Origin of the sequence: Nonomuraea sp. NPDC052129, from assembly GCF_040680095.1 — a bacterium.
In the GTDB taxonomy this organism is placed as follows: domain Bacteria; phylum Actinomycetota; class Actinomycetes; order Streptosporangiales; family Streptosporangiaceae; genus Nonomuraea.
In genome coordinates this window covers 462,916-483,064 of record NZ_JBFAVX010000001.1, presented here as the reverse complement: position 1 = coordinate 483,064, position 20,149 = coordinate 462,916, and the positions used below count along the sequence as shown (strand labels likewise).

Annotated in this window: 16 protein-coding genes; 15 read left to right on the top strand and 1 reads right to left on the bottom strand. The window is 71.4% G+C overall.

What is annotated here, in order from left to right:
* The first annotated feature begins 26 nt into the window (after positions 1-26).
* The 14 genes from AB0L53_RS02200 to AB0L53_RS02135 all read left to right on the top strand — a co-directional run bounded on the left by AB0L53_RS02200 (position 27) and on the right by AB0L53_RS02135 (position 18,118).
* Positions 27-1,559: a UDP-N-acetylmuramoyl-L-alanyl-D-glutamate--2,6-diaminopimelate ligase gene (locus tag AB0L53_RS02200; RefSeq protein ID WP_363989043.1), complete on the top strand. Its 1,533-nt coding sequence runs from the start codon at positions 27-29 to the stop codon at positions 1,557-1,559.
* On the top strand, positions 1,556-3,016 hold the full coding sequence (murF, locus tag AB0L53_RS02195) for a UDP-N-acetylmuramoyl-tripeptide--D-alanyl-D-alanine ligase (protein WP_363989040.1): 1,461 nt from the start codon (positions 1,556-1,558) through the stop codon (positions 3,014-3,016). Before AB0L53_RS02200 ends, murF begins: the two co-directional genes overlap by 4 nt.
* Positions 3,013-4,068: a phospho-N-acetylmuramoyl-pentapeptide-transferase gene (gene mraY, locus AB0L53_RS02190; RefSeq protein ID WP_357945394.1), complete on the top strand. Its 1,056-nt coding sequence runs from the start codon at positions 3,013-3,015 to the stop codon at positions 4,066-4,068. Before murF ends, mraY begins: the two co-directional genes overlap by 4 nt.
* Positions 4,053-5,432 (top strand): UDP-N-acetylmuramoyl-L-alanine--D-glutamate ligase, encoded by a 1,380-nt coding sequence (murD, locus tag AB0L53_RS02185; protein WP_363989036.1) that lies wholly within the window; start codon positions 4,053-4,055, stop codon positions 5,430-5,432. Before mraY ends, murD begins: the two co-directional genes overlap by 16 nt.
* Positions 5,429-6,724 carry a putative lipid II flippase FtsW gene (gene ftsW / locus AB0L53_RS02180; protein WP_363989033.1) on the top strand — a complete coding sequence of 432 codons (1,296 nt, stop codon included), beginning with the start codon at positions 5,429-5,431 and terminating at the stop codon, positions 6,722-6,724. The genes murD and ftsW overlap by 4 nt, the downstream gene beginning before the upstream one ends.
* Before the next feature lie 12 nt (positions 6,725-6,736).
* Entirely contained in the window at positions 6,737-7,813 is a 1,077-nt protein-coding gene (gene murG, locus AB0L53_RS02175; RefSeq protein ID WP_363989030.1) for an undecaprenyldiphospho-muramoylpentapeptide beta-N-acetylglucosaminyltransferase, read from the top strand.
* A complete protein-coding gene (gene murC, locus AB0L53_RS02170; RefSeq protein ID WP_363989027.1) occupies positions 7,810-9,210 on the top strand; it encodes a UDP-N-acetylmuramate--L-alanine ligase in 1,401 nt (466 codons plus the stop codon). Before murG ends, murC begins: the two co-directional genes overlap by 4 nt.
* A gap of 326 nt (positions 9,211-9,536) precedes the next feature.
* On the top strand, positions 9,537-10,199 hold the full coding sequence (locus tag AB0L53_RS02165) for an FtsQ-type POTRA domain-containing protein (RefSeq protein WP_363989024.1): 663 nt from the start codon (positions 9,537-9,539) through the stop codon (positions 10,197-10,199).
* A gap of 678 nt (positions 10,200-10,877) precedes the next feature.
* Positions 10,878-12,371 (top strand): cell division protein FtsZ, encoded by a 1,494-nt coding sequence (gene ftsZ / locus AB0L53_RS02160; RefSeq protein WP_363989021.1) that lies wholly within the window; start codon positions 10,878-10,880, stop codon positions 12,369-12,371.
* Positions 12,372-12,983: 612 nt separating this feature from the next.
* Entirely contained in the window at positions 12,984-13,688 is a 705-nt protein-coding gene (locus tag AB0L53_RS02155) for a YggS family pyridoxal phosphate-dependent enzyme (RefSeq protein WP_363990333.1), read from the top strand.
* Positions 13,689-13,828: 140 nt separating this feature from the next.
* Positions 13,829-14,329, top strand: a complete 501-nt coding sequence (gene sepF / locus AB0L53_RS02150) for a cell division protein SepF (protein WP_225291780.1) — start codon at positions 13,829-13,831, stop codon at positions 14,327-14,329.
* Positions 14,330-14,409: 80 nt separating this feature from the next.
* Positions 14,410-14,703 (top strand): YggT family protein, encoded by a 294-nt coding sequence (locus AB0L53_RS02145; RefSeq protein WP_363989018.1) that lies wholly within the window; start codon positions 14,410-14,412, stop codon positions 14,701-14,703.
* 106 nt (positions 14,704-14,809) lie between these two features.
* Complete coding sequence (locus AB0L53_RS02140; RefSeq protein ID WP_357945415.1) at positions 14,810-15,682, top strand: DivIVA domain-containing protein; 873 nt, start codon at positions 14,810-14,812, stop codon at positions 15,680-15,682.
* A gap of 42 nt (positions 15,683-15,724) precedes the next feature.
* Positions 15,725-18,118 (top strand): hypothetical protein, encoded by a 2,394-nt coding sequence (locus AB0L53_RS02135; protein ID WP_363989016.1) that lies wholly within the window; start codon positions 15,725-15,727, stop codon positions 18,116-18,118.
* Between the two features lie 326 nt (positions 18,119-18,444).
* Here the strand turns inward: AB0L53_RS02135 and AB0L53_RS02130 are convergent, their stop codons facing one another.
* Positions 18,445-19,035: a TetR family transcriptional regulator gene (locus AB0L53_RS02130; RefSeq protein ID WP_363989013.1), complete on the bottom strand. Its 591-nt coding sequence runs from the start codon at positions 19,033-19,035 to the stop codon at positions 18,445-18,447.
* A gap of 111 nt (positions 19,036-19,146) precedes the next feature.
* Here AB0L53_RS02130 and AB0L53_RS02125 point away from each other — a divergent pair, with 111 nt between their 5' ends.
* Positions 19,147-20,097: an SDR family NAD(P)-dependent oxidoreductase gene (locus tag AB0L53_RS02125; protein ID WP_363989010.1), complete on the top strand. Its 951-nt coding sequence runs from the start codon at positions 19,147-19,149 to the stop codon at positions 20,095-20,097.
* Positions 20,098-20,149: the final 52 nt, after the last annotated feature.

Genomic DNA, 20,149 nt, shown 5'->3' with positions numbered 1-20,149 from the left:
CTGCGGCCGTGCGTCCCCCGTCGTCTATGCGTCCAACGACCAGTCCGCCCCGCCCGCTGACCGGGCTGGCGACCATGCTCGACGCCGATTCCGGCACGTCGAGGTCGCCGTACGCCCCGCTCACCGGTGTCACGATCGACTCCCGCCACGTGCGGCGCGGAGATCTTTACGTGGCCTTGCCGGGCAACCGGTCCCACGGCGCCGATTTCGCCGCCGAGGCCATGGCGCTCGGCGCCGTGGCCGTCCTCACCGATCCCGGCGGCCGCGCGGCCGCCGCCGCCACGGGCCTGCCCGTCCTCGTCGTGCCCGACGTCCGAGCCGTGCTCGGACAGGTCGCCTCCTGGGTCTACGGCCGGCCGGCCGACGACATCCAGTTGCTCGGCGTCACCGGCACCAGCGGCAAGTCCACCACCTCGTTCCTGCTCGAAGCCGGCCTGCGGGCCGCGGGCCACACCACCGGGCTGGTGGGCGGCGTCGAGATCCGCGCCGGCGACCTGCGCTTCGAGCCCAGGCTGACCACCCCCGAGGCCACCGAGCTGCACGGCCTGTTCGCGCTCATGCGCGAGGCGGGGGTCACGGCGGCGGCCATGGAGGTCTCCAGCCACGCCCTGGCGCTCGGCCGGGTCGACGGCCTCCACTACGACGTGGCCCTGTTCACCAACCTGTCGCAGGACCACCTCGACTTCCACAAGGACTTCGACGACTACTTCGCCGCCAAGACCCGGCTCTTCCAGCCCGAGCTGGCCCGCGTGGGCGTGACGAACATCGACGACCCCTATGGCCGCGAGCTGCTGTCGGTGGCGAAGGTGCCGATGACCACGTTCTCTGCGCTGGGCGCGCCCGAGGCCGTCTGGCGGGCGCTCGACGTGCGGCTGGGCGCCGACGGCAGCACGTTCCGCGTGACCGGTCCTGGCGGTGTCGAGGCCGACGCGCAGATCTCGCTGCCCGGCCCGTTCAACGTCGCCAACGCGCTCGGCGCGATCGTCACGCTCGTGGAGGCCGGGGTGCCGCTGCAGACGGCCGTCCACGGCGTCGGCACGCTCGTCGGCGTCCCCGGCCGCATGCAGCGCATCACGGAGGCGGGCGACGAGTTCCAGGCGATCGTCGACTACTCGCACAAACCCGCCGCGGTCGAGTCGGTGCTGCGCTCGCTGCGCGAGGTCACCGCGGGCCGGCTGGTCGTCGTGCTCGGCTGCGGCGGCGAGCGCGACGCGGGCAAGCGGCCCGTCATGGGCGAGTCCGCGGCGAGGTTGGCCGATGTGGCCATATTCACGAGCGACAATCCTCGTTCCGAGGATCCTCTGGACATTCTGGCCGCGATGATGGATGGAGCGCTCCGCGTTCCGCAGCACGACCGCGCTCATGTGATCATTGAGCCCGACCGCGCGTCCGCGATCGACCTGGCGATCGGCCGGGCCGGGCGTGGCGACGTGATCGTCGTGGCGGGCAAGGGTCACGAGCAGGGCCAGTACGTTTCAGGTGAGGTGATCCCCTTCGACGATCGCGAAGTGGTCGCCGGAGCGATCGACGCACGCAAGGAAAGCAGGAAGCACGCATGATCCCGTTGCCTCTGGCCAGGATCGCCGAGATAACCTCGGGCGCCCTGTCGGGCATGGCCGACCCTCGCGCCGTGGTGCGCGGTCCCGTCGTGATCGACTCACGGGACGTAGAACCGGGATCCCTGTTCGTCGCCCTGAAGGGCGCGCGGGTCGACGGCCACGACTACGCCGCCCAGGCCATCCGGGCCGGCGCCGTCGCCGTGCTGGCCACCAGGCCGGTCGAGGCCCCCACGGTGATCGTCCCCGACGCCGCCGCCGCGCTGGCCGACCTGGCCACGGCCCACGCCGCCGCGCTGCCCCAGGCCACCGTGATCGGCGTGACCGGCTCGGCCGGAAAGACCTCCACCAAGGACCTCCTGGCCAGGCTGACCGGGCGGATCGGGCCGACCATCGCGCCCGTCGGCTCGTTCAACAACGAGCTCGGCCATCCGCTGACCGTGCTCAGGGCCGACGCCGACACCCGCTATCTGGTGCTGGAGCTCAGCGCCCGCAACATCGGCCACATCCAGGCCCTGGCCCGCATCGCGCCGCCGCGGATCGGCGTGGTGCTGAACGTCGGCACCGCCCACATCGGCGTGTTCGGCGGCAAGGAGGCCATCGCCAAGGCCAAGGGCGAGCTCGTCGAGGCGCTGCCGCGCACCGGCGTGGCCGTGCTCAACGCCGACGACCCGCTGGTCCTCGAGATGGCCTCGCGCACCGACGCCAGGGTCACGCTGTTCGGCCGCTCCGAGGCCGCCGCCATCCGCGCCGAGGACGTCGTCGTCGACGAGCGCGGGCGCGCCTCCTTCACGCTGCGCACCCCCTCGGGCTCCGGGCAGGTCCGGCTCAAGCTGTACGGGGCGCACGCCGTGGAGAACGCCCTGGCCGCCGCCGCGGCCGGTTACGAGCTCGGCCTGCCCGTCGCCACCATCGCCGCGGAGCTGTCCGAGGCCACGCCGCGCAGCCGGTGGCGGATGGAGGTCACCGACCGCCCCGACGGGGTCACGATCGTCAACGACGCCTACAACGCCAACCCCGACTCGATGCGGGCCGCGTTCGAGGCGTTCGGCGTGCTCGGCAAGGGCCGCCGCCGCTTCGCCGTGATCGCCGCCCTGCGCGAACTGGGCGAGGACAGCGCCGCGCTCAACGAGGAGCTGGGCCGCCTGGCGGGCGGTTCCGGACTGGCGGGCCTCATCGTCGCCGGGCCCGACGCCCAGCCGGTGCTTCAGGGGGCCTACGCGGCCGCTCAGGCGGCCTCCGCCGCAGGCCCGCCGCTCGCGCTCGCGGGAGGCCCACCGATGGCGGGAGCACCCGCGCAGCCGCCCCAGACGCTCATCCTGCACGTGCCCGACGCCGCCGCCGCGGCCGCCGAGCTGGCCGGGTGGCTGCGGCCGGGTGACGCGGTGCTGGTCAAGGGGCCCCGGGCGATGGGTCTGGAGCGGACGGCCGAGCAGTTGCTCGGGGGGGCCACGCAGTGACCGACATCATCATCGCCGGTGCGGTTGGGCTGATCCTGTCGATGCTCGGGACGCCCCTGGCCATCCGGCTGTTCTCCCGGCGCGGTTACGGCCAAGAGATCCGCGAGGAGGGCCCGTCCGGGCACCACGGCAAGCGGGGCACGCCCACCATGGGCGGCACCGTGATCGTGCTGGCCTCGCTGCTCGCCTACGGCGCCTCCCGCCTGGCCACGCTGTCGGCGCCGACCGTCTCGGGGATGCTGGTGCTGTTCCTGATGACCGGGCTCGGCGCGGTCGGCTTCCTCGACGACTTCATCAAGATCTACAAGCAGCGCAGCCTCGGCCTGCGCAGCGGCGCCAAGGCGCTCGGCCAGCTCGTCATCGGCGCGGTCTTCGCGGTGCTGGTGACCCAGCAGGCCAACGTCTACGGCATCACCCCCGCCGAGCCCAGGCTGTCGTTCCTGCGCGACTTCGGGCCCTCGCTCGGCATCGTGGGCTTCACCATCTGGGTCCTCATCATGATCGTCGGGTTCTCCAACGCGGTGAACCTCACCGACGGCCTCGACGGCCTGGCCAGTGGCGCGACCGGGGTGGTGCTCGGGGCGTACGTGCTGATCGGCAACTGGCAGCTGCGCAACAACTGCATCGACCAGCTCGGCCCCAACTGCTACTGGGTGCGAGACCCGCTCGACCTGGCGGTGGTGGCGGCGGCCGTGCTCGGGGCGCTGATCGGGTTCCTGTGGTGGAACGCCCCGCCCGCGAAGATCTTCATGGGCGACACCGGCTCGCTGGCCCTGGGCGGCGTGCTGGCCGGGCTGGCCATCGCCACCCGCACCCAGCTGCTGCTCATCATCCTGGCCGGGCTGTGCGTGATCATCACGATGTCGGTGATCATCCAGGTCGGCTTCTTTAAGATGACCGGTAAACGGGTGTTCAGGATGGCGCCGCTGCAGCACCACTTCGAGCTCAAGGGCTGGGCCGAGACCACGATCGTGGTCCGTTTCTGGCTCATCGCCGGACTCTGCGCGGCCCTCGGGCTCGGGCTGTTCTACGTCGAATGGATGCCCAAGTAATGGCTCTCACCTGCGTGGCCGGGCTCGGCGTCTCGGGCATCGCCGTGGCGCGGGTGCTGGCCGCGCGGGGTGAGCCCGTCGTCGTGGTCGAGGCCGCCGAGGACGAACGCCGGCGCGCCGTGGCGGCCGAGCTCGCCGGGCTCGGCGCCGAGGTGCGCTTCGGCCCGATGGAGCTGCCGGAGGGCGTCACCCGGCTCGTCACCACCGGCTGGGCGCCGCACCACCCGCTGATCGCCGCGGCCCTGGAGGCGGGCGTGGAGGTGGTCGGGGAGGTGGAGCTGGCCTGGCGGCTGCGCCCCGCCCAGGCGGCCCCGTGGCTCGCGCTGACCGGCACCAACGGCAAGACGACCGTGGTCCGCATGCTCACCTCCATCCTGCTGGCCGCCGGGCGCAAGGCGCTGGCCGTGGGCAACGTGGGCCTGCCCGTGGTCGAGGCCGTGGGAGAGCCGTACGACGCCCTGGCCGTCGAGCTGTCGAGCTTCCAGCTGCACTGGTCGAGCACGCTCGCCCCGCACGCCGCCGCGATACTCAACGTGGCGCCCGACCACCTCGACTGGCACGGCTCGATGGAGGCGTACGCCGAGGCCAAGGGGCGCATCTTCGAGCGCGCGGGCACTGTGGTCTACAACGCCGACGACCCCGAGGCGTCGCGGCTGGCCGCGCCCTATCCGGACAAGGTCGGCTTCACGCTGCGCGTGCCCCGGCCCGGCCAGCTGGGCGTGGTGGAGGACCTGCTGGTGGACCGGGCGTTCGTGGCCAACCCCGCCGAGGCCGCCGAGGAGCTCGCGACCCTCGCCGACGTGCGCCCCCTGGCGCCGCACAACGTGGCCAACGCGCTCGCCGCCGCCGCGCTGGCCCGCACGCTCGGCGTCACCCCCGACGCCGTACGCCAGGGCCTGCGCGACTTCGTGCCCGACCCGCACCGCATGGCGCACGTCGAGCGGGTCGGCGAGGTCGACTACGTCGACGACTCCAAGGCCACCAACCCGCACGCCGCCGCCGCGGCGCTGTCGTCCTACCCGTCGATCGTGTGGATCGCGGGCGGCCAGCTCAAGGGCGCCGACGTGGACGACCTGGTACGCCAGGCGGCGCCCAGGCTGCGTGGCGCGGTGCTGCTCGGTGTGGACCGCGCCCGGATCGCCGAAGCTCTGGCGCGACACGCGCCGAATGTCCCCGTCGTGGACATCTCCGCCCAAGACACTGGTGCGATGGATCGTGTCGTCACCGAAGCCGCCAGGCTCGCCTCCCCCGGAGACACCGTGTTGCTGTCGCCGGCCGGCGCGTCGCTGGACATGTTCGCCAACTACCCGGCCCGAGGGGAGGCCTTCGCGCGAGCCGTACGCGGCCTGGAGGCGGCCACGTGAGCACGACCACCTCTCCGCAGGCTCCGGAGCGCTCACGGCAGAGCGCGGTCGAAGGGCCGACCGGCTGGATCCGCGACCAGCTCGCCGTGCTCAAGGAGCTGCTGGACAAGCCGCTGGCGACCTACTACCTCATCATCGGCTGCAGCGGGCTGCTGCTCGCGCTCGGGCTGATGATGGTGCTGTCGGCCTCCAGCATCGAGGCGATGCAGAAGACCGACAACCCGTTCACCTGGTTCATCAAGCAGTCGTTGTCGGCAGGTCTGGGCCTGACGCTCATGTGGGTCTGCTCCCGGCTGCCGCACAAGTTCTTCCGCTGGGCTGGCTACCCGCTGATGGCGCTGTCGTTCATCGGCCTGGTCATGGTGCTGTTCATCGGCTCGTCCCAGCTGGGCGCGCAGCGGTGGATCGACGTCGGCTCCTACAGCATCCAGCCCTCGGAGCCCGCCAAACTGGCCCTCGCGCTGTGGGGAGCCGACCTGCTGGCCCGCAGGGCGCGGCAGGGCCGCATCGAGTGGCGGCAGCTGCTCATCCCGCTCATGCCGGGCACCGCGCTCCTGGCCGTCATGGTCATGTTCGGCCGGGACCTGGGCACCACGCTGGTGCTGTTCATGGTCTTCCTGTCGCTGCTGTGGGTGGTGGGCGCGCCGGTGAAGCTGTTCGGCGGCATCCTGGCGCTCGCCGTGCTGGCCACGCTGATCATGATCAAGGTGGAGCCGTACCGCATGGCGCGCATCGGCGCCTTCCTCAACCCATGGGCCGACGCCCAGGGCGACGGCTACCAGGCCGTACAAGGGCAGATCGCGATGGGCTCCGGCAGCTGGTTCGGGCTCGGCCTGGGCAGCAGCCGGGCCAAGTGGAGCTGGCTGCCCCACGGCGAGAGCGACTTCATCTTCGCCATCCTGGGAGAGGAACTCGGGCTGATGGGGACCCTGACCGTGGTGGTGCTGTTCGGGCTGCTCGGCTACGCAGGGCTGCGGGTCGCCGCCCGGGTCAAGGACTCCTTCGTACGCCTGGCCGCCGCCGCCATCGTGGCCTGGATCGTCGGCCAGGCCATCATCAACATGGGCGCGGTGCTCGGCGTGGTGCCCATCACCGGCATCCCGCTGCCCCTGGTCTCCTACGGGGGCTCGGCGCTCCTGCCGACCCTCGCCGCCCTGGGGATGCTGTTGTCGTTCGCGAAACGTGAGCCGGGCGCGCGCGAGGCTCTGGCCGCTCGTGGCCCCGGACCGGCCGTACGGGCCCTAAGCTGGCTTGGCCTGGGGGGAACGACCAAAGGCCGAGTGAGACGTTAGGGAGTGACCTAGATGAGGGTGGTCCTCGCCGGTGGCGGGACGGCCGGGCACATCGAGCCGGCTCTCGCCCTTGCGGACGCGCTGCGCCATTATGACCAGCGCATCGGCATAACCTGTGTGGGCACCGAACGCGGCCTCGAAACCCGCCTGGTCCCGGCCAGGGGATACGAGCTAGAGCTGGTGCCGGCGGTGCCGCTGCCGCGGGCGATCACGCCCCGGCTGCTGACCGTGCCCGGACGGCTGGCCGGGGCGGTCAACGCGGTGGCGGCGATCCTCGACCGCGTCCAGGCCGACATCCTGGTGGGCTTCGGCGGCTACGTGGCGACCCCGGCCTACCTGGCGGCCAAGCGGCGCGGCCTGCCGATCGTGGTGCACGAGGCCAACCCGCGGCCCGGCCTGGCCAACCGGCTGGGCGCCCGGCTCACCGACCACGTCTTCACCGGCTTCCCCGACCACGTGCTGGGCAAGGCCGAATACATCGGCACCCCGCTGCGCCGGGAGATCGTCTCGCTCGACCGGCTGTCGATGGGCGACAAGGCCCGCTCCTGGTTCGGGCTGCAGACCGACCGGCCCACGCTGCTGGTGTTCGGCGGCTCCCAGGGGGCCAGGTCGCTCAACGAGGCCGCGCTGGCCGCCGCGCCGGTCCTGCGCTCGGCCGGCGTGCAGGTGCTGCACGTGCTCGGCCCCAAGAACACCGTCGAGCACGAGCCGCCGCCCGGCGACCCCCAATACGTCCTGCTGCCCTACCTCGACCGCATGGATCTCGCGTACGCCGCCGCCGACTTCGCGCTGTGCCGCAGCGGCGCGCTGACCTGCGCCGAGCTCACCGCGGTCGGGCTGCCCGCCGCCTACGTGCCGCTGCCGCACGGCAACGGCGAGCAGCGGATCAACGCCGAGCGCATCGCGGCGGGCGGCGGCGGGTTCGTGGTCGGCGACGCCGACCTGTCATCTGATTGGATCGTCCAAAACGTCCTTCCCGTGCTCCACAGTCCCGAGCGGGTCGTGGCCCTGTCGGAGGCCGCCTCCAGACTGGGACGGAAGGACGCCGATATCATTCTGGCCAGGAAAGTGTTGGAGATAGCCCGATGAGTCTCGTCAAGCTGGTCGATCCCGTCGCCGCAGAAGAGCTGGGGCGCGTGCACTTCATCGGCATCGGCGGCGCGGGGATGTCCGGGATCGCGCGCATCCTGCTCAAGCGCGGGGTGCGGGTGTCCGGCAGCGACGCGCGCAGCACCGATCAGGTCAACGAGCTGCGCGAGCTCGGCGCGATCGTGCACATCGGCCACGCCGCCTCCCACATCAGGGACGTCGACACCGTGGTGGTGTCCACCGCGATCCGCGACTCCAACCCCGAGCTGGGCGAGGCGCTCAAGCAGGGGCTGCGGGTCATCCCGCGGGCCGCCGCGCTCGCCTCCGTGATGGCCGGGCGCAACGGCGTCGCCGTCGCGGGCACCCACGGCAAGACCACCACCGCCTCGATGATGACCGTCGCGCTGCAGAAGTGCGGGGCCGACCCGTCCTACTGCGTGGGCGGCCAGCTCGTCACCACCGGGCTGGGGGCCGACGAGGGGTCGGGGGAGGTGTTCGTCGCCGAGGCCGACGAGAGCGACGGGTCCTTCCTCATGCTCGCCCCCGACATCGCCGTGGTGACGAACGTCGAGGCCGACCATCTCGACAACTACGGCGATCCGCGAGCCGTGCACGACAGCTTCGCCCGCTTCGCCGACCGCATCGGGTCGCTGCTGATCGCCTGCGCCGACGACCCCGGGGCGGCGGAGCTGGCCGAGGTGGCGCGGGCGCGCGGCATCAAGGTCATCACGTACGGCGAGACGGGCGACTACCGCGTGCGCGACGTCAGGCCCGACGGGTTCGGCACCACGTACACCATCGAGGGCATGGGCGAGGTCCGGCTGGCCGTCCCCGGGGCGCACAACGCGCTCAACGCCACCGCCGTGGTCGCCGTGGCGGTGGCGCTGGGGCTGCCGTTCGAGGAGATCAGAGACGGGCTGGCGACCTTCACCGGGGCCAAGCGGCGCTTCGAGGCCAAGGGCGAGGCGGGCGGGGTCGCGGTGTTCGACAGCTACGCCCACCATCCGACCGAGCTGGCCGCCGACCTGAGGGCCGCGCGTGACGTGGTGGCCTCCTACTCGGGCGACGGGCGGGTCATCGCGATCTTTCAGCCGCACCTCTACTCGCGCACCAGGTTCTTCGCCGAGGAGTTCGGGACGGCGCTCGGGCTGGCCGACGAGGCGATCGTGCTCGACGTCTACGGTGCCCGCGAAGACCCCGAGCCCGGTGTGTCGGGGGCCATGGTGGCGGGCCGCGTGCGGCTGCCCGCCGAGCAGGTGGTCTACGCCCCTGACCGGGCCTCGGTGCCGGCCCTGGTGGCGGCTCGGGCCCGTGGCGGCGACATCGTGCTGACGATGGGCGCGGGCGACGTGACGGAGCTCGGACCGCAGATCCTTGAGCAGCTCTCCGCGGGCTGATTCGGCGGCCGGCCACGTCGGGTGTGGCTCCGCGCGGGACGACGCCGCGGCCCGCTACGCCTGGTGCAACTCCGCGCGGGACGGCGCCGTGGTCCGCCGCGCGTGGCGTGGCTCTCCGCGGTATGACCCCGCGGTCCCTCACGCCCGGCGGCCACAGGCGTCCGGGCGGCGGGGGTTCTGGCGGTGGGCTCTGGCGTGGCGCCGTGGGCGGTGGCTGGACGCGGCGTAGGTTCGGTGGCGCGCGGCGTGGCGGTGATTCTTGCGCGGCGTAGGTTCTGTGGCGCACGGTGTGCCGGTTGCGCAAGGTGGGCGACCCTGGGAGGGCGATGAAGGCGCGCAACGCTTTTCTGGTACTGCTGACCGCCGGAGTGGTGGGCTGCGCCGTCTGGCTGATCTTCTTCTCGCCTGTGCTCGGCGTGCGATCGATCGACATCGTGGGAAATGTCACAGTGCCTGCTGAGCGCATCGAGCAACAGGCCCGGGTGCCCGAGTTGCACCCGCTGGCCACCGTCGATCTGGCCGGCGTCGAGGCCCGGGTGATGCAGATCAGGCAGCTCGCCTCGGCCAAGGTCGACCGGGTCTGGCCGGGCACGCTGAAGATCGAGGTGGTCGAGCGCGAGCCGATCGCCGCGATCACGGCCGGGGGCAAGGCGGCGCTGATCGACAAGGGGGGCGTCGTCATCGAGATCCAGGACACGGTCCCGCCCGGCCTGCCGACGCTCAAGGTGGACCGCCCCGCCGCCGGCGACCCCACGACCATGGCCGCGCTGCGGGTGATCCAGTCGCTGCCCGACGATCTCGCGGCCAAGGTACGGGGGGTCCGGGCCTCCTCGCCCGAGGGCGTGTCGCTGGAGCTCTCCGACGGCCGCAGCGTCGTCTGGGGCGGGGCCGACCGGGGCGCGGACAAGGCTCGCATCCTGAAGACCCTCCTGCGCCGCAAGGCCAGCGTCTACGACGTGAGCTCACCCGACGTGGTGACGCTCAAGTGAGCCGGATCCCATCGATGTGGTGACGCTCAAGTGCCGAACCTCACCGAGGTGGTGACGGTCAAGTGCCGGATCCCACTGACGTGGTGACCCTTGAGCGTGGGGGCGGGACCCCACCGAGGTGGTGGCGGTCAAGTGCCGGAGCTGGACCTCACCGACGTGGTGGCGGTCAAGTGCCGGAGCTGGACCTCACCGACGTGGTGGCGGTCAAGCGTCGGAGCTGGACCCCCACCCACGCGGTGACGGTCAAGCGCCCGGATTCCACCGTCCCGCCAACGGAGCCGTTGTACGGCGTGATCCGGGGGCGGGGTTGGCGCGTCCTACGGGATATGCGTCGCATAAAGGGCGGCGCACCTGTCAGAGCGCGCCGATCATGCCGCCCGCCGACGGCCGAGTCTGTCCGGGATGGGGCTTCCGGCGTGAGAGCCTGTAACACGGCGCGTGGCAGAGGAGGGTTCCGACCTGGCGGGACGACGGAGCGAAACGGACAGCCCGCGACACGCCGGACGTGCTTGCGGCGCGGTTAGTTGACCCGCCCGGAGCGTAACTCCTACTGTCCGTATCAATCCTCAGGTTGACATAAATCTGAATCTCAACTTGAGGTTGAGAGTTAACGAAGCAGAGAACGCGGAGACGATCCGCACCGAAATGGCAAGTCAACGAGCGGAAAGGCCCCTCGTCGTGGCAGCACCGCAGAACTACCTCGCGGTCATCAAGGTCGTCGGCATTGGCGGCGGCGGAGTGAACGCCGTCAACCGGATGATCGAGGAGGGACTCAAGGGCGTCGAGTTCATCGCGATAAACACCGACGCCCAGGCGCTGCTGATGAGTGACGCCGACGTCAAACTCGACGTGGGCCGCGAGCTCACCCGCGGGCTGGGAGCCGGCGCCAACCCCGATGTGGGGCGCAAGGCGGCCGAAGACCATCGTGAGGAGATCGAGGAGGTCCTCAAGGGGGCCGACATGGTCTTCGTGACCGCGGGTGAGGGAGGCGGCACCGGCACCGGCGGCGCGCCCGTCGTGGCGAACATCGCCCGATCGCTCGGCGCGCTCACGATCGGTGTCGTGACCCGGCCGTTCAGTTTCGAGGGCCGTCGCAGGGCCTCGCAGGCCGAGGCCGGCATCGAGACCCTGCGCGACGAGGTCGACACGCTGATCGTGATCCCCAACGACCGGCTGCTGTCGATCTCCGACCGGCAGGTGAGCGTGCTCGACGCGTTCAAGGCGGCCGACCAGGTGCTGCTGTCGGGTGTGCAGGGCATCACCGATCTGATCACCACGCCCGGCCTGATCAACCTCGACTTCGCCGACGTCAAGTCGGTCATGTCGGGCGCCGGTTCGGCGCTGATGGGCATCGGCCACGCGCGCGGTGACGACCGCTCGGTCGCCGCGGCCGAGATGGCGGTCTCCAGCCCGCTGCTGGAGGCCAGCATCGACGGCGCCCACGGTGTGCTGCTGTCGATCGCCGGTGGCTCCGACCTCGGCCTGTTCGAGATCAACGAGGCCGCCCAGCTCGTGTCGATGGCGGCCGCGCTCGACGCCAACATCATCTTCGGTACGGTCATCGACGACGCGCTCGGCGACGAGGTCCGCGTCACCGTGATCGCCGCCGGGTTCGACGACGTGCCGCCGCCGGCGGAGAAGCCGCTCCCGCGCCCGCAGAGCCGTCCCGCCGCCGCGTCCACGGCCCCGCCCGCGTCGTCGCCGGTACGCCCCAGCGTCTCGGCGCCCAGCGTGAAGGCCGAGCCCGCGCCGCAGCGTTTCGACCAGCGCCCCGAGCCCCCGCCCGAACTGCGTCCCGAGCCGCGCTCCGACTTCAGGCCGGAGCCTCGCCCTGAGCCGCGCTCCGACTTCAGGCCCGAGCCTCGCCCTGAGCCCCTATCCGAGCCGCGCGCCGACCTCCGTCCCGAACCGCCGCGCCCGGACCAGCGGTCCGACTTCCGCTCCGACCATCGGGCCGAGCCGGTGCGTCCGGTGGAGAGCGCGCCCGAGCCGGCGGCCCACGAGCCGATCGCCGACGAGCCCTCCGGCCCCGTCTCGATCCCGCGGCCCACGCCCGAGCCCGCCAATCCGCCCACGCCCATCACCTCCCGCATGTCGGAGCCCGCCAAACGCCGTCCGGTGGTTTTCGAGGAGCAGGAGGAGGAACTCGACGTCCCCGACTTCCTCAAGTAGCCCGACTCTCCGCCGCTCCTTCCTCACCGGGCCTCGACGGCCCTTCACCGGGGGAATGGAGCGGCGCAGCCGCGTTCGGGGCCGGTTCCTCCAGCCGGGTGATCTGGCTCACGTAACCGGGGTGATCTCACTCACGTAACCGGGGTGGCCGGGACCTGTCGTAGGCGGGTGGTCGGACTCGCGTGGAGCCGGGGTGATCGGGCTCAGGTGGCCGGCGTGGTCGGGAGTCGTGTAGAGCTGGGGTGACCGGACTCACGTGCCTCGTTGCGGCGGCCGGCCCCGTGCGGGATCAGCGGCCGTCTTCCTGGAGGCCCCCGGCCCCGTGCGGCGGGTGGGGCCCACCGGGCTTGCCGTACCAGAAAAACAGTGCCGCACCACATGGGAGGCGCGCCCTGCGGCAGAGAGATACCCGAGCGGAGCGAAGAGGTGGACGTGAGTGTGAGTACGGACGAGACCGGCCGGACGCGGCAAGACGCCAGTGACGGGACGCGGCGTGACGAGACGGACCGGGCACGGCAAAACGAGACCAACCGGCAAGACGAGACCGACCGGACTCGGCGGGACGAGACTGACCACGCGCGGCGTGATGAGAGTGGCCCGGTGCGGCGAGACGTGACCGATCGGGCGCGGCGGGATGAGATCGCGGCGGGGCTGGCGGAGGTGGAGGGGCGGATCTCCGAGGCGTGCCGGGCGGCCGGGCGTGATCGGAGCGAGGTGACCTTGATCGCCGTGACCAAGACCTACCCCGCCTCCGACGTCCGCCTGCTGTGCGAGCTCGGCGTCCGCGAGGTCGGCGAGAACCGCGACCAGGAGGCCGCCCCCAAGGCGCGCGAATGCCAGGAGCTCCCCCTGACCTGGCACTTCGTCGGCCAGTTGCAGACCAACAAGGTCCGTTCGGTGGTCTCCTACGCCGATGTGATCCACTCTGTCGACCGGCCCAGGCTGGTCGAGGTGATCAGCCGGGAGGCCGGGAAGCAGGGGCGCCAGGTCGGCTGCCTCGTGCAGGTGGCGCTCGACGACGACCCGGCCAGAGGCGGCGCCAGGCCCGCCGACGTGCCGGAGATCGCCGACCTGATCGCCGCGGCCGCGCACCTGTGGCTGGGCGGGGTGATGGCCGTGGCGCCGCTGGGGGAGGACCCGGGCAAGGCGTTCGCCCGGCTGCGAGAGTTGGCCGCCGCCGTACGGGAGCGCCACCCCCGTGCCACGATGCTCTCGGCGGGCATGAGCGATGACCTCGGCGCGGCCGTCGCGCACGGCGCGACACACGTTCGGGTCGGTACGGCGTTGCTCGGTCGTCGCAAGCCCTTCGTCAGGTAATGTCCCGTCAAGTGGGTCTTACAGGCTCACACCACCAGTAGAGGTCGATCAGCGGTGAGCTCCAAGGGGGTACGGCTGCCGCCTCGGACCCGGCGACAGGCCCGAGCGAGTGCGACCATGAGCAGGAGGACGACGTAGCGATGGCCGGCGCGATGCGCAAGATGGCGGTCTACCTCGGTCTCGTGGAGGACGACCGCTACGAGAGGTATGAGACCTACCCCGACGAGTACGCCTACGAGGACGAGCCCCCGCGGACCGGCGAGGAGCGGGCCGTAGCGGTCCAGGAACGCGACGACGAGGCAGACTCCGGGGTCCCCGCGCCGAGGCCATCCACGACCGTCCTGGAGCGCCGTACGACCGATCTGGCGCGCATCACCACCCTCCATCCCCGGACCTACAACGAGGCCCGGACGATCGGCGAGCACTTCCGCGACGGCACCCCGGTCATCATGAACCTGACCGAGATGGTTGACAGCGACGCAAAACGCCTGGTCGATTTCGCGGCAGGTCTGGTCTTTGGCCTACATGGCAGCATTGAACGTGTTACCAACAAGGTGTTCCTGTTGTCCCCAGCCAATGTCGAGGTGACCGCCGAGGACAAGGCTCGAATCGCGGAACGCGGGTTCTTCAACCAGAGTTAGAGTCTCTGTATGTCTATCGCACCCAACCAGGCCTCACCGAGGCCCGGCGGGCACATCAGAAGTGGAGGCGCGGCCAGACCGTGGGGATCGTAAGCCAGATCTTGGTCGTAGTCCTGTCTCTCTACTTGGTGCTGCTCATCGGCAGGATGATCTTTGAGACGGTCCAGGCGTTCGCCCGTCAGTGGCGCCCTTCTGGCGTCGTGCTCGTGCTTGCCGAGGCCACCTACACCGCAACCGACCCACCTCTCAAGTTCCTCCGCCGTTTCATTCCCCCGCTCCGGTTGGGTACGGTGGCCTTTGACCTAAGCTTCACAGTCCTCTTCATCATCGTTCTGCTCTTGATCCAGTTCGCCGGATTGCTGGGCGCGCGATGACGGAGGCCGTGCGCCCCCGGTCGTGATCCAACTCGTGTCCGCGCTGAAGTGATTCGGGTTAACCGTCCCTCCGGACAGACTCCAAGCGCGCCAAGGAGACCAAAAGATGCCGCTGACGCCCGCTGATGTGCGGAACAAGCAGTTCAGTACCACTCGGCTACGGCCGGGCTACGACGAAGAAGAGGTCGACGCCTTCCTCGACGAAGTCGAGGCTGAGCTCGACCGCCTGATCCAAGAGAACGAGGAGCTCCGCGCCAAGCTGGCCGAGTGCCTGCGCGGTAAGGTGCCCGGGGGCATGAGCATGCCCATGGCCTCCGCTCCGGTGCAGGAGCAGCCGAAGCCCGAGATGATGATGCCGCCGCAGCCGGAGCCGATGAAGGTTCCCGAGCCGCAGCAGCAGCCTCAGCCGGTCCCCGTCATGAACATGCCTCCGGCCGAGGACAACATGGACACCGCGGCCCGCGTGCTCGCGCTGGCCCAGCAGACCGCCGACCAGGCGATCTCCGACGCCCGCCGCGAGGCGGACGAGACGGTCACCCGCGCCCGCCGCGAGGCCGATGAGATCCTCACCAAGGCTCGCCGCCAGGCCGAGCAGGTCATCGGCGACGCCCGTGCCCGCGCCGAGACGCTCGAGCGCGACGCGCAGGAGCGCCACCGCCAGGCCATGGGTTCCCTCGTCCAGACCCGTGACGAGCTGGAGCGCAAGGTCGAGGAGCTGCGCAGCTTCGAACGCGAATACCGCAGCCGCCTCAAGCTCTACCTGGAGAACCAGCTCGCCGAGCTGAACGTCTCCGCGGAAGGCAGCGGTGGCTTCCCGGTCATGACCGGCGGCGGTCCCTCGGCGGCGGCTCCGGCCATGTCGCACGCGGTGCCTCAGGGTGGTCAGCAGCCTCTCCCCGGTGGTCCCAACCCGTTCGGCGGTGACTCCCCGCAGGGCGCTTTCCCCGGCGGTGACGGTCCGCACAACGACCGCCGGTAAAGTAGCGGGTCATCAAGGACCCGTCACTCGAAAGAGCCCTTTGTGATCCTAATCAGTGCTGGTTTGGTGCTCGCGGCGGTTGTCTTGCTGATCGCGGGCTTCGTTCTGGCAAAGCCGTTCCTGATCATGTGGTCCATCGTGGTCAGCGTGCTGTCCGCGCTGTTCCTGGTGATCGGGGCGCTGCTGCGGCGTCACGAGCTGTTTCCCGGTGGTGGGCGGGCCGCTGCGCCGGCCACCCCGCCGGTGGGGCACGCGCCGGCCGGCCTGCCGCATGGCCAGACCCAGCCGGGTCCCCTGGGGGCCCCGATGGGAGCGCCGCCGTCGCCGCGTCCACAGACGCACCAGCAGACGGCCACCGCGCCGACGCAACGCCGTCCCGCGGTGCGCGGGATCTCCCCGGACGCGCTCGTCCTGGTGATCCCCGGACGCAAGCGCTATCACGTCCCGGGTTGCCGCCAGCTGATCGGACGGGATCAAGAGGAGCTCACGTACGAGGAGGCGCGCGAGGAGGGCTTCACGCCCTGTACGGCGTGCCTGCCGGATGCAGCGCTCGGCGGACGGCAGCTGCCGCCTGCCGCCGGCCCCGAGCCCGCTGCCACCTCCAAGCCCGGCGGCGTTGAGCCCGCCGTCACCCCCTTGCCCGGCGCTTCTGGCCCCGGCTCTTCTACCGGCGCCGCCTCCGGCCCCCTTACCGGCTCCGTGTCCGCTATGGGCCCCGCGCCGGTCGGCGGCCCCAAGCCCGGATCCGCGCCTTCATCGGCTCCCAAGCCTGGTTCCGGCCCTTCATTGGCTCCCAAGCGTGGCCCCGAGCCTTCGCAGGCTCCCAAGGTCCCCGCGGACCTCCGGGCCGAGGCGCCCGGCGCCACGCGCGACCTGCGCCCCCCGGTGTCCGGCGGCCCGGCCAAGCCGAAGCCCGACTCGAAGGCCGCCACCCCCGCCCCGGAACCCGCCGACGCCCCGGCCGAGCCGACGGGCTGGTTCGCCCGCCCCGCGGAGCCCGCGCCGTTGTTCAGCGCCACGACCAAGCCGGCCGCTTCAGGGCCCGGCAAGGACCGTACGGAACCCCCGTCGTCCGACCCTTCCGCCGGCCCGAGGCTGGCCCCGTACATCACCACCATGCCGTCGTCGGGCCAGCCGTCGTCCGGCCCGTCCGGAAGCGGCCGTACTGAGACCGGCAAGCCCGGGAGCCGCCAGCCTGGAGCGACCGACAAGCCGGAGGCGCCCGGAAGGCCGGAGACGCCCGGAAAGTCGGGAGCAGGTCGGCCCGGAGAGCGCCCCTCGTCCGTCGCGGCAGAGGCCGCCGGTCAGAGCCGTGGCGGACCGGACCGAGGTGCGCCCGAGCGCGGCGGACCGGCCCAAGGGGCCACCGAACGTGGTGGCCAGTCCCGGGGGACCGCCGAGCGTAGTGGTCAGGCCCAAGGGGCCTCCGAGCGTGGCGGTCAAGGCCCTGGCGGTCAGGAGCGTGGCGGTCAGGGCCGTGATGCTCAGGGCCGTGATGCTCAGGGCGGAGGTGCTCAGGGCCGAGGTGCCGCGCCGGACCTCGACGACTCTGGGCCCGCGACGGCGCCTCAGCGTGCCGTACAAGCGGGAGATCCCGCGCCGCAGCGCCCCGGACCCGGCAAGGCCGGCTGGAGCCCGTCGTCGGACCGGCCTGAGCGTCCGGCTGTGACGCCCGAGCGCCCCGCCTCGTCGGCCGAGTCCGCGGCCAAGCCCAAGAGCCCCCTGCCAAAGGGGCCGGCCGCGTCCGGCAAGCCGGGGCGGTCCGGATCCGGAGGGGAGACGTCCGGCTCCGAGGGAGAGCGGTCCGGGCCCAAGGGAGAGCGGTCCGGGTCCAAGGGAGAGACGTCTGGGGCCAAGGGAGAGACGTCTGGGGCCAAGGGAGAGACGTCTGGGGCCAAGGGAGAGCGGTCCGAGTCGGTGGGCGGTACCGTGATCATGCCGGTGCAGTCCGGAGCCGCTTCCGGGGCTACGTCCAAGGCAGAGGGCGCCGGGTCCACGAGCGGGTCGCGCCCGGCCAGTGAGAGACCCGCTCCCGGTGCGACGCCTGCGGCGAGCAGGCCCGCGGAGAGCGCCAAGGCAGCGGCCAAAGCGCCCGAGCCCGCATCCGGGCCCACGCCGCCCAAGCCGGACAGCGCCTCGTCCACTAAGCCGGATAGTGCCGCGTCTGCCAAGGAGCACGCTGGCGGGGGAGACGCCGACCCCGCCAAAGAAGCGACCGCCAAGGGCGGCAAGCCCGACGGTGAAGGCGCGGGGAAGAGCGGGCGGTCGGCCACGGTGAAGGTCATCGTCGGCACCCGCCGCTATCACAGCACCGCCTGCCCCCTCATCCGGGGCGCGGGTGAAACGGGTGTGGAGACCATGACGATCTCGCAGGCCGAATCTGCCGGTCTGACGAGCTGCTCGGTCTGCCAGAACGATCGCGAGTCCGTCAGCTAGGTGAGCCCGGGCGTAAGCCTCGACGTTGGTTCAGTGGCCAACGCAGAGGTTGCCCAGGTGCTGGGCCACTGCGGTTTGTCGGGCCGCCGGTCATGGAGGCCGGACCGGCGGGCATGTAGATCGCAGGCGGGTTGGCCAGCGAGATCGTCGGCGGAGCGGGGCGGGGCGGTCACCGAGGCCCGCCCTTCGCCTGGGAAATCACCCCGGGCCGCCCTTGAGGACCGCACGGTCCAGGCCGAGCAGTAGAGCGAGAGGCCCGGTCCAGGGGCAGAGCGAGCGGACCGGGTGAGGCCTGGTCGGGTGGGGCGTGGTCAGGCGGGGGCCGGTCAGGTGTCCGTGGGTGATTCGGGCCAGCCGGATTCGAGGAGGTCGAAGATGGCGTGCATCGCGGCCAGGGGGTCTGCTTCCGTGCCCGCGAGCTCCGGGATCTCCAGGACGTAGCGGGCGAGAGCGCGGACCGTCATGTCGGCGGGGTCGCGGCCGCTCTCCATAGCGATCGCCTCGGCCAGGGCGCCCTCGCTCGCTATCCAGAGCTTGCGTGAGTATTCCCGCAGGGCGGGCGTGCCCACGATCAGGTCGCGTTTGCGTCGAAGGTCGGGCGGGAGGTCTTCGGTGAAGGGACCCCGGCCGGCCAGGCAGCGGCGCAGGGCTTCCAGCACCGATTGGCCGGAGGGGCGGTCGTGGATCGCGGCGACCAGCCACACGTGTCGTTCGGCGCCGTCGTCGAAGATCAGCGCTTCCTTGCCGTCCGGCACGTGCGCGAACAGGGTGGCGATGGAGACGTCCGCCTCGTCGGCGATCTGAGCGACGGTGACGCCGTCGTAGCCATGTTCGGCGAACAGCCGCAACGCCGCGTCCGACAACGCCCGGCGGGTCTGTGCCTTCTTGCGCTCGCGGCGCCCCATCGTCGTTGCCATGCCTCCACCGTATCCCAAAACTAGAATGCATCTGAAACTATAGTGATTATAGTTTCTTGGCCGGTATGGCGCCTGGCCGACACGACGACCTCCCCATGTAAGGAGCCGGACATGACCGACCCCCACAACCCAGACCCCTGGGACGTGCGCCGCCTGCCGCGCGCCGACGGCAAGAACTTCCTGGTCACCGGCGGCAACGCGGGCATCGGATACTTCGTCGCGGAACAACTCGCCGGCACCGGTGCCACCGTCATCCTCGGCAGCCGGGACACCGTCAAGGCCGAAGCGGCTCAGGTCTCGATCCGCGCCCGCGTCCCCGGCGCGCGCGTCCGTCACATCCGCCTGGACCTGGCCGATCTCTCCTCGCTCAAAGCCTCTGTGGACGCGCTGAGTCTGGACAGGCTGGACGCGGTCGTCTGCAACGCCGGAGTGCTGCTCGATCAGCCGCCGCGGCGCGAGACCAAGGATGGCAACGAGCTGATGTTCGCCACCAATCACCTGGGGCACTTCGCGCTGACCTGGTGGCTGGCACCTCTGCTGACGGCCGGGTACGCGAGCCGGGTGGTCACCACCGGCAGCTTCACAGCCAAGTCCGAGAGCCTGGATCTCGACGATCTCCAGAGCACGCGCGATTACCAGCCGAAACGAACGTACGCGCGATCGAAGCTCGCGCAGATGCTCTTCGGGCTCGAACTCGACCGTCGCCTGCGCGCCGCCGGCAGTACGACGTTGAGCGTGCTCACCCACCCTGGCGGCGCGCTCGACTCCCTCACGCCATCACGCCCGCCGGTACACCAAAGGACCACTGGCGAACGGCTGCGCGGTCTGCCCGCCGGCCTCCTTCTCCAGGGCAAGGAGGCCGCCGCCTGGCCCGCCGTCCGGGCCGTCCTCGATCCGTCCGTGCGCGGCGGCCAGTTGTGGGGGCCCCGGGTCTTCGGGATCCGCGGCGTGCCCGCTCTCGAACCCGTGCGAGGTCACCTGGCCGACGCCGATCTCGCGGATCGCGTGTGGACCGCCAGCGCTGATCTGACCGGCCTCGATCCGAGCGTTGGCCTCGGGTGAGCCCGATGGTCGATCGGCCCGAGAGGGCCGCCGGGCGCGAAGCGGCGTGGGC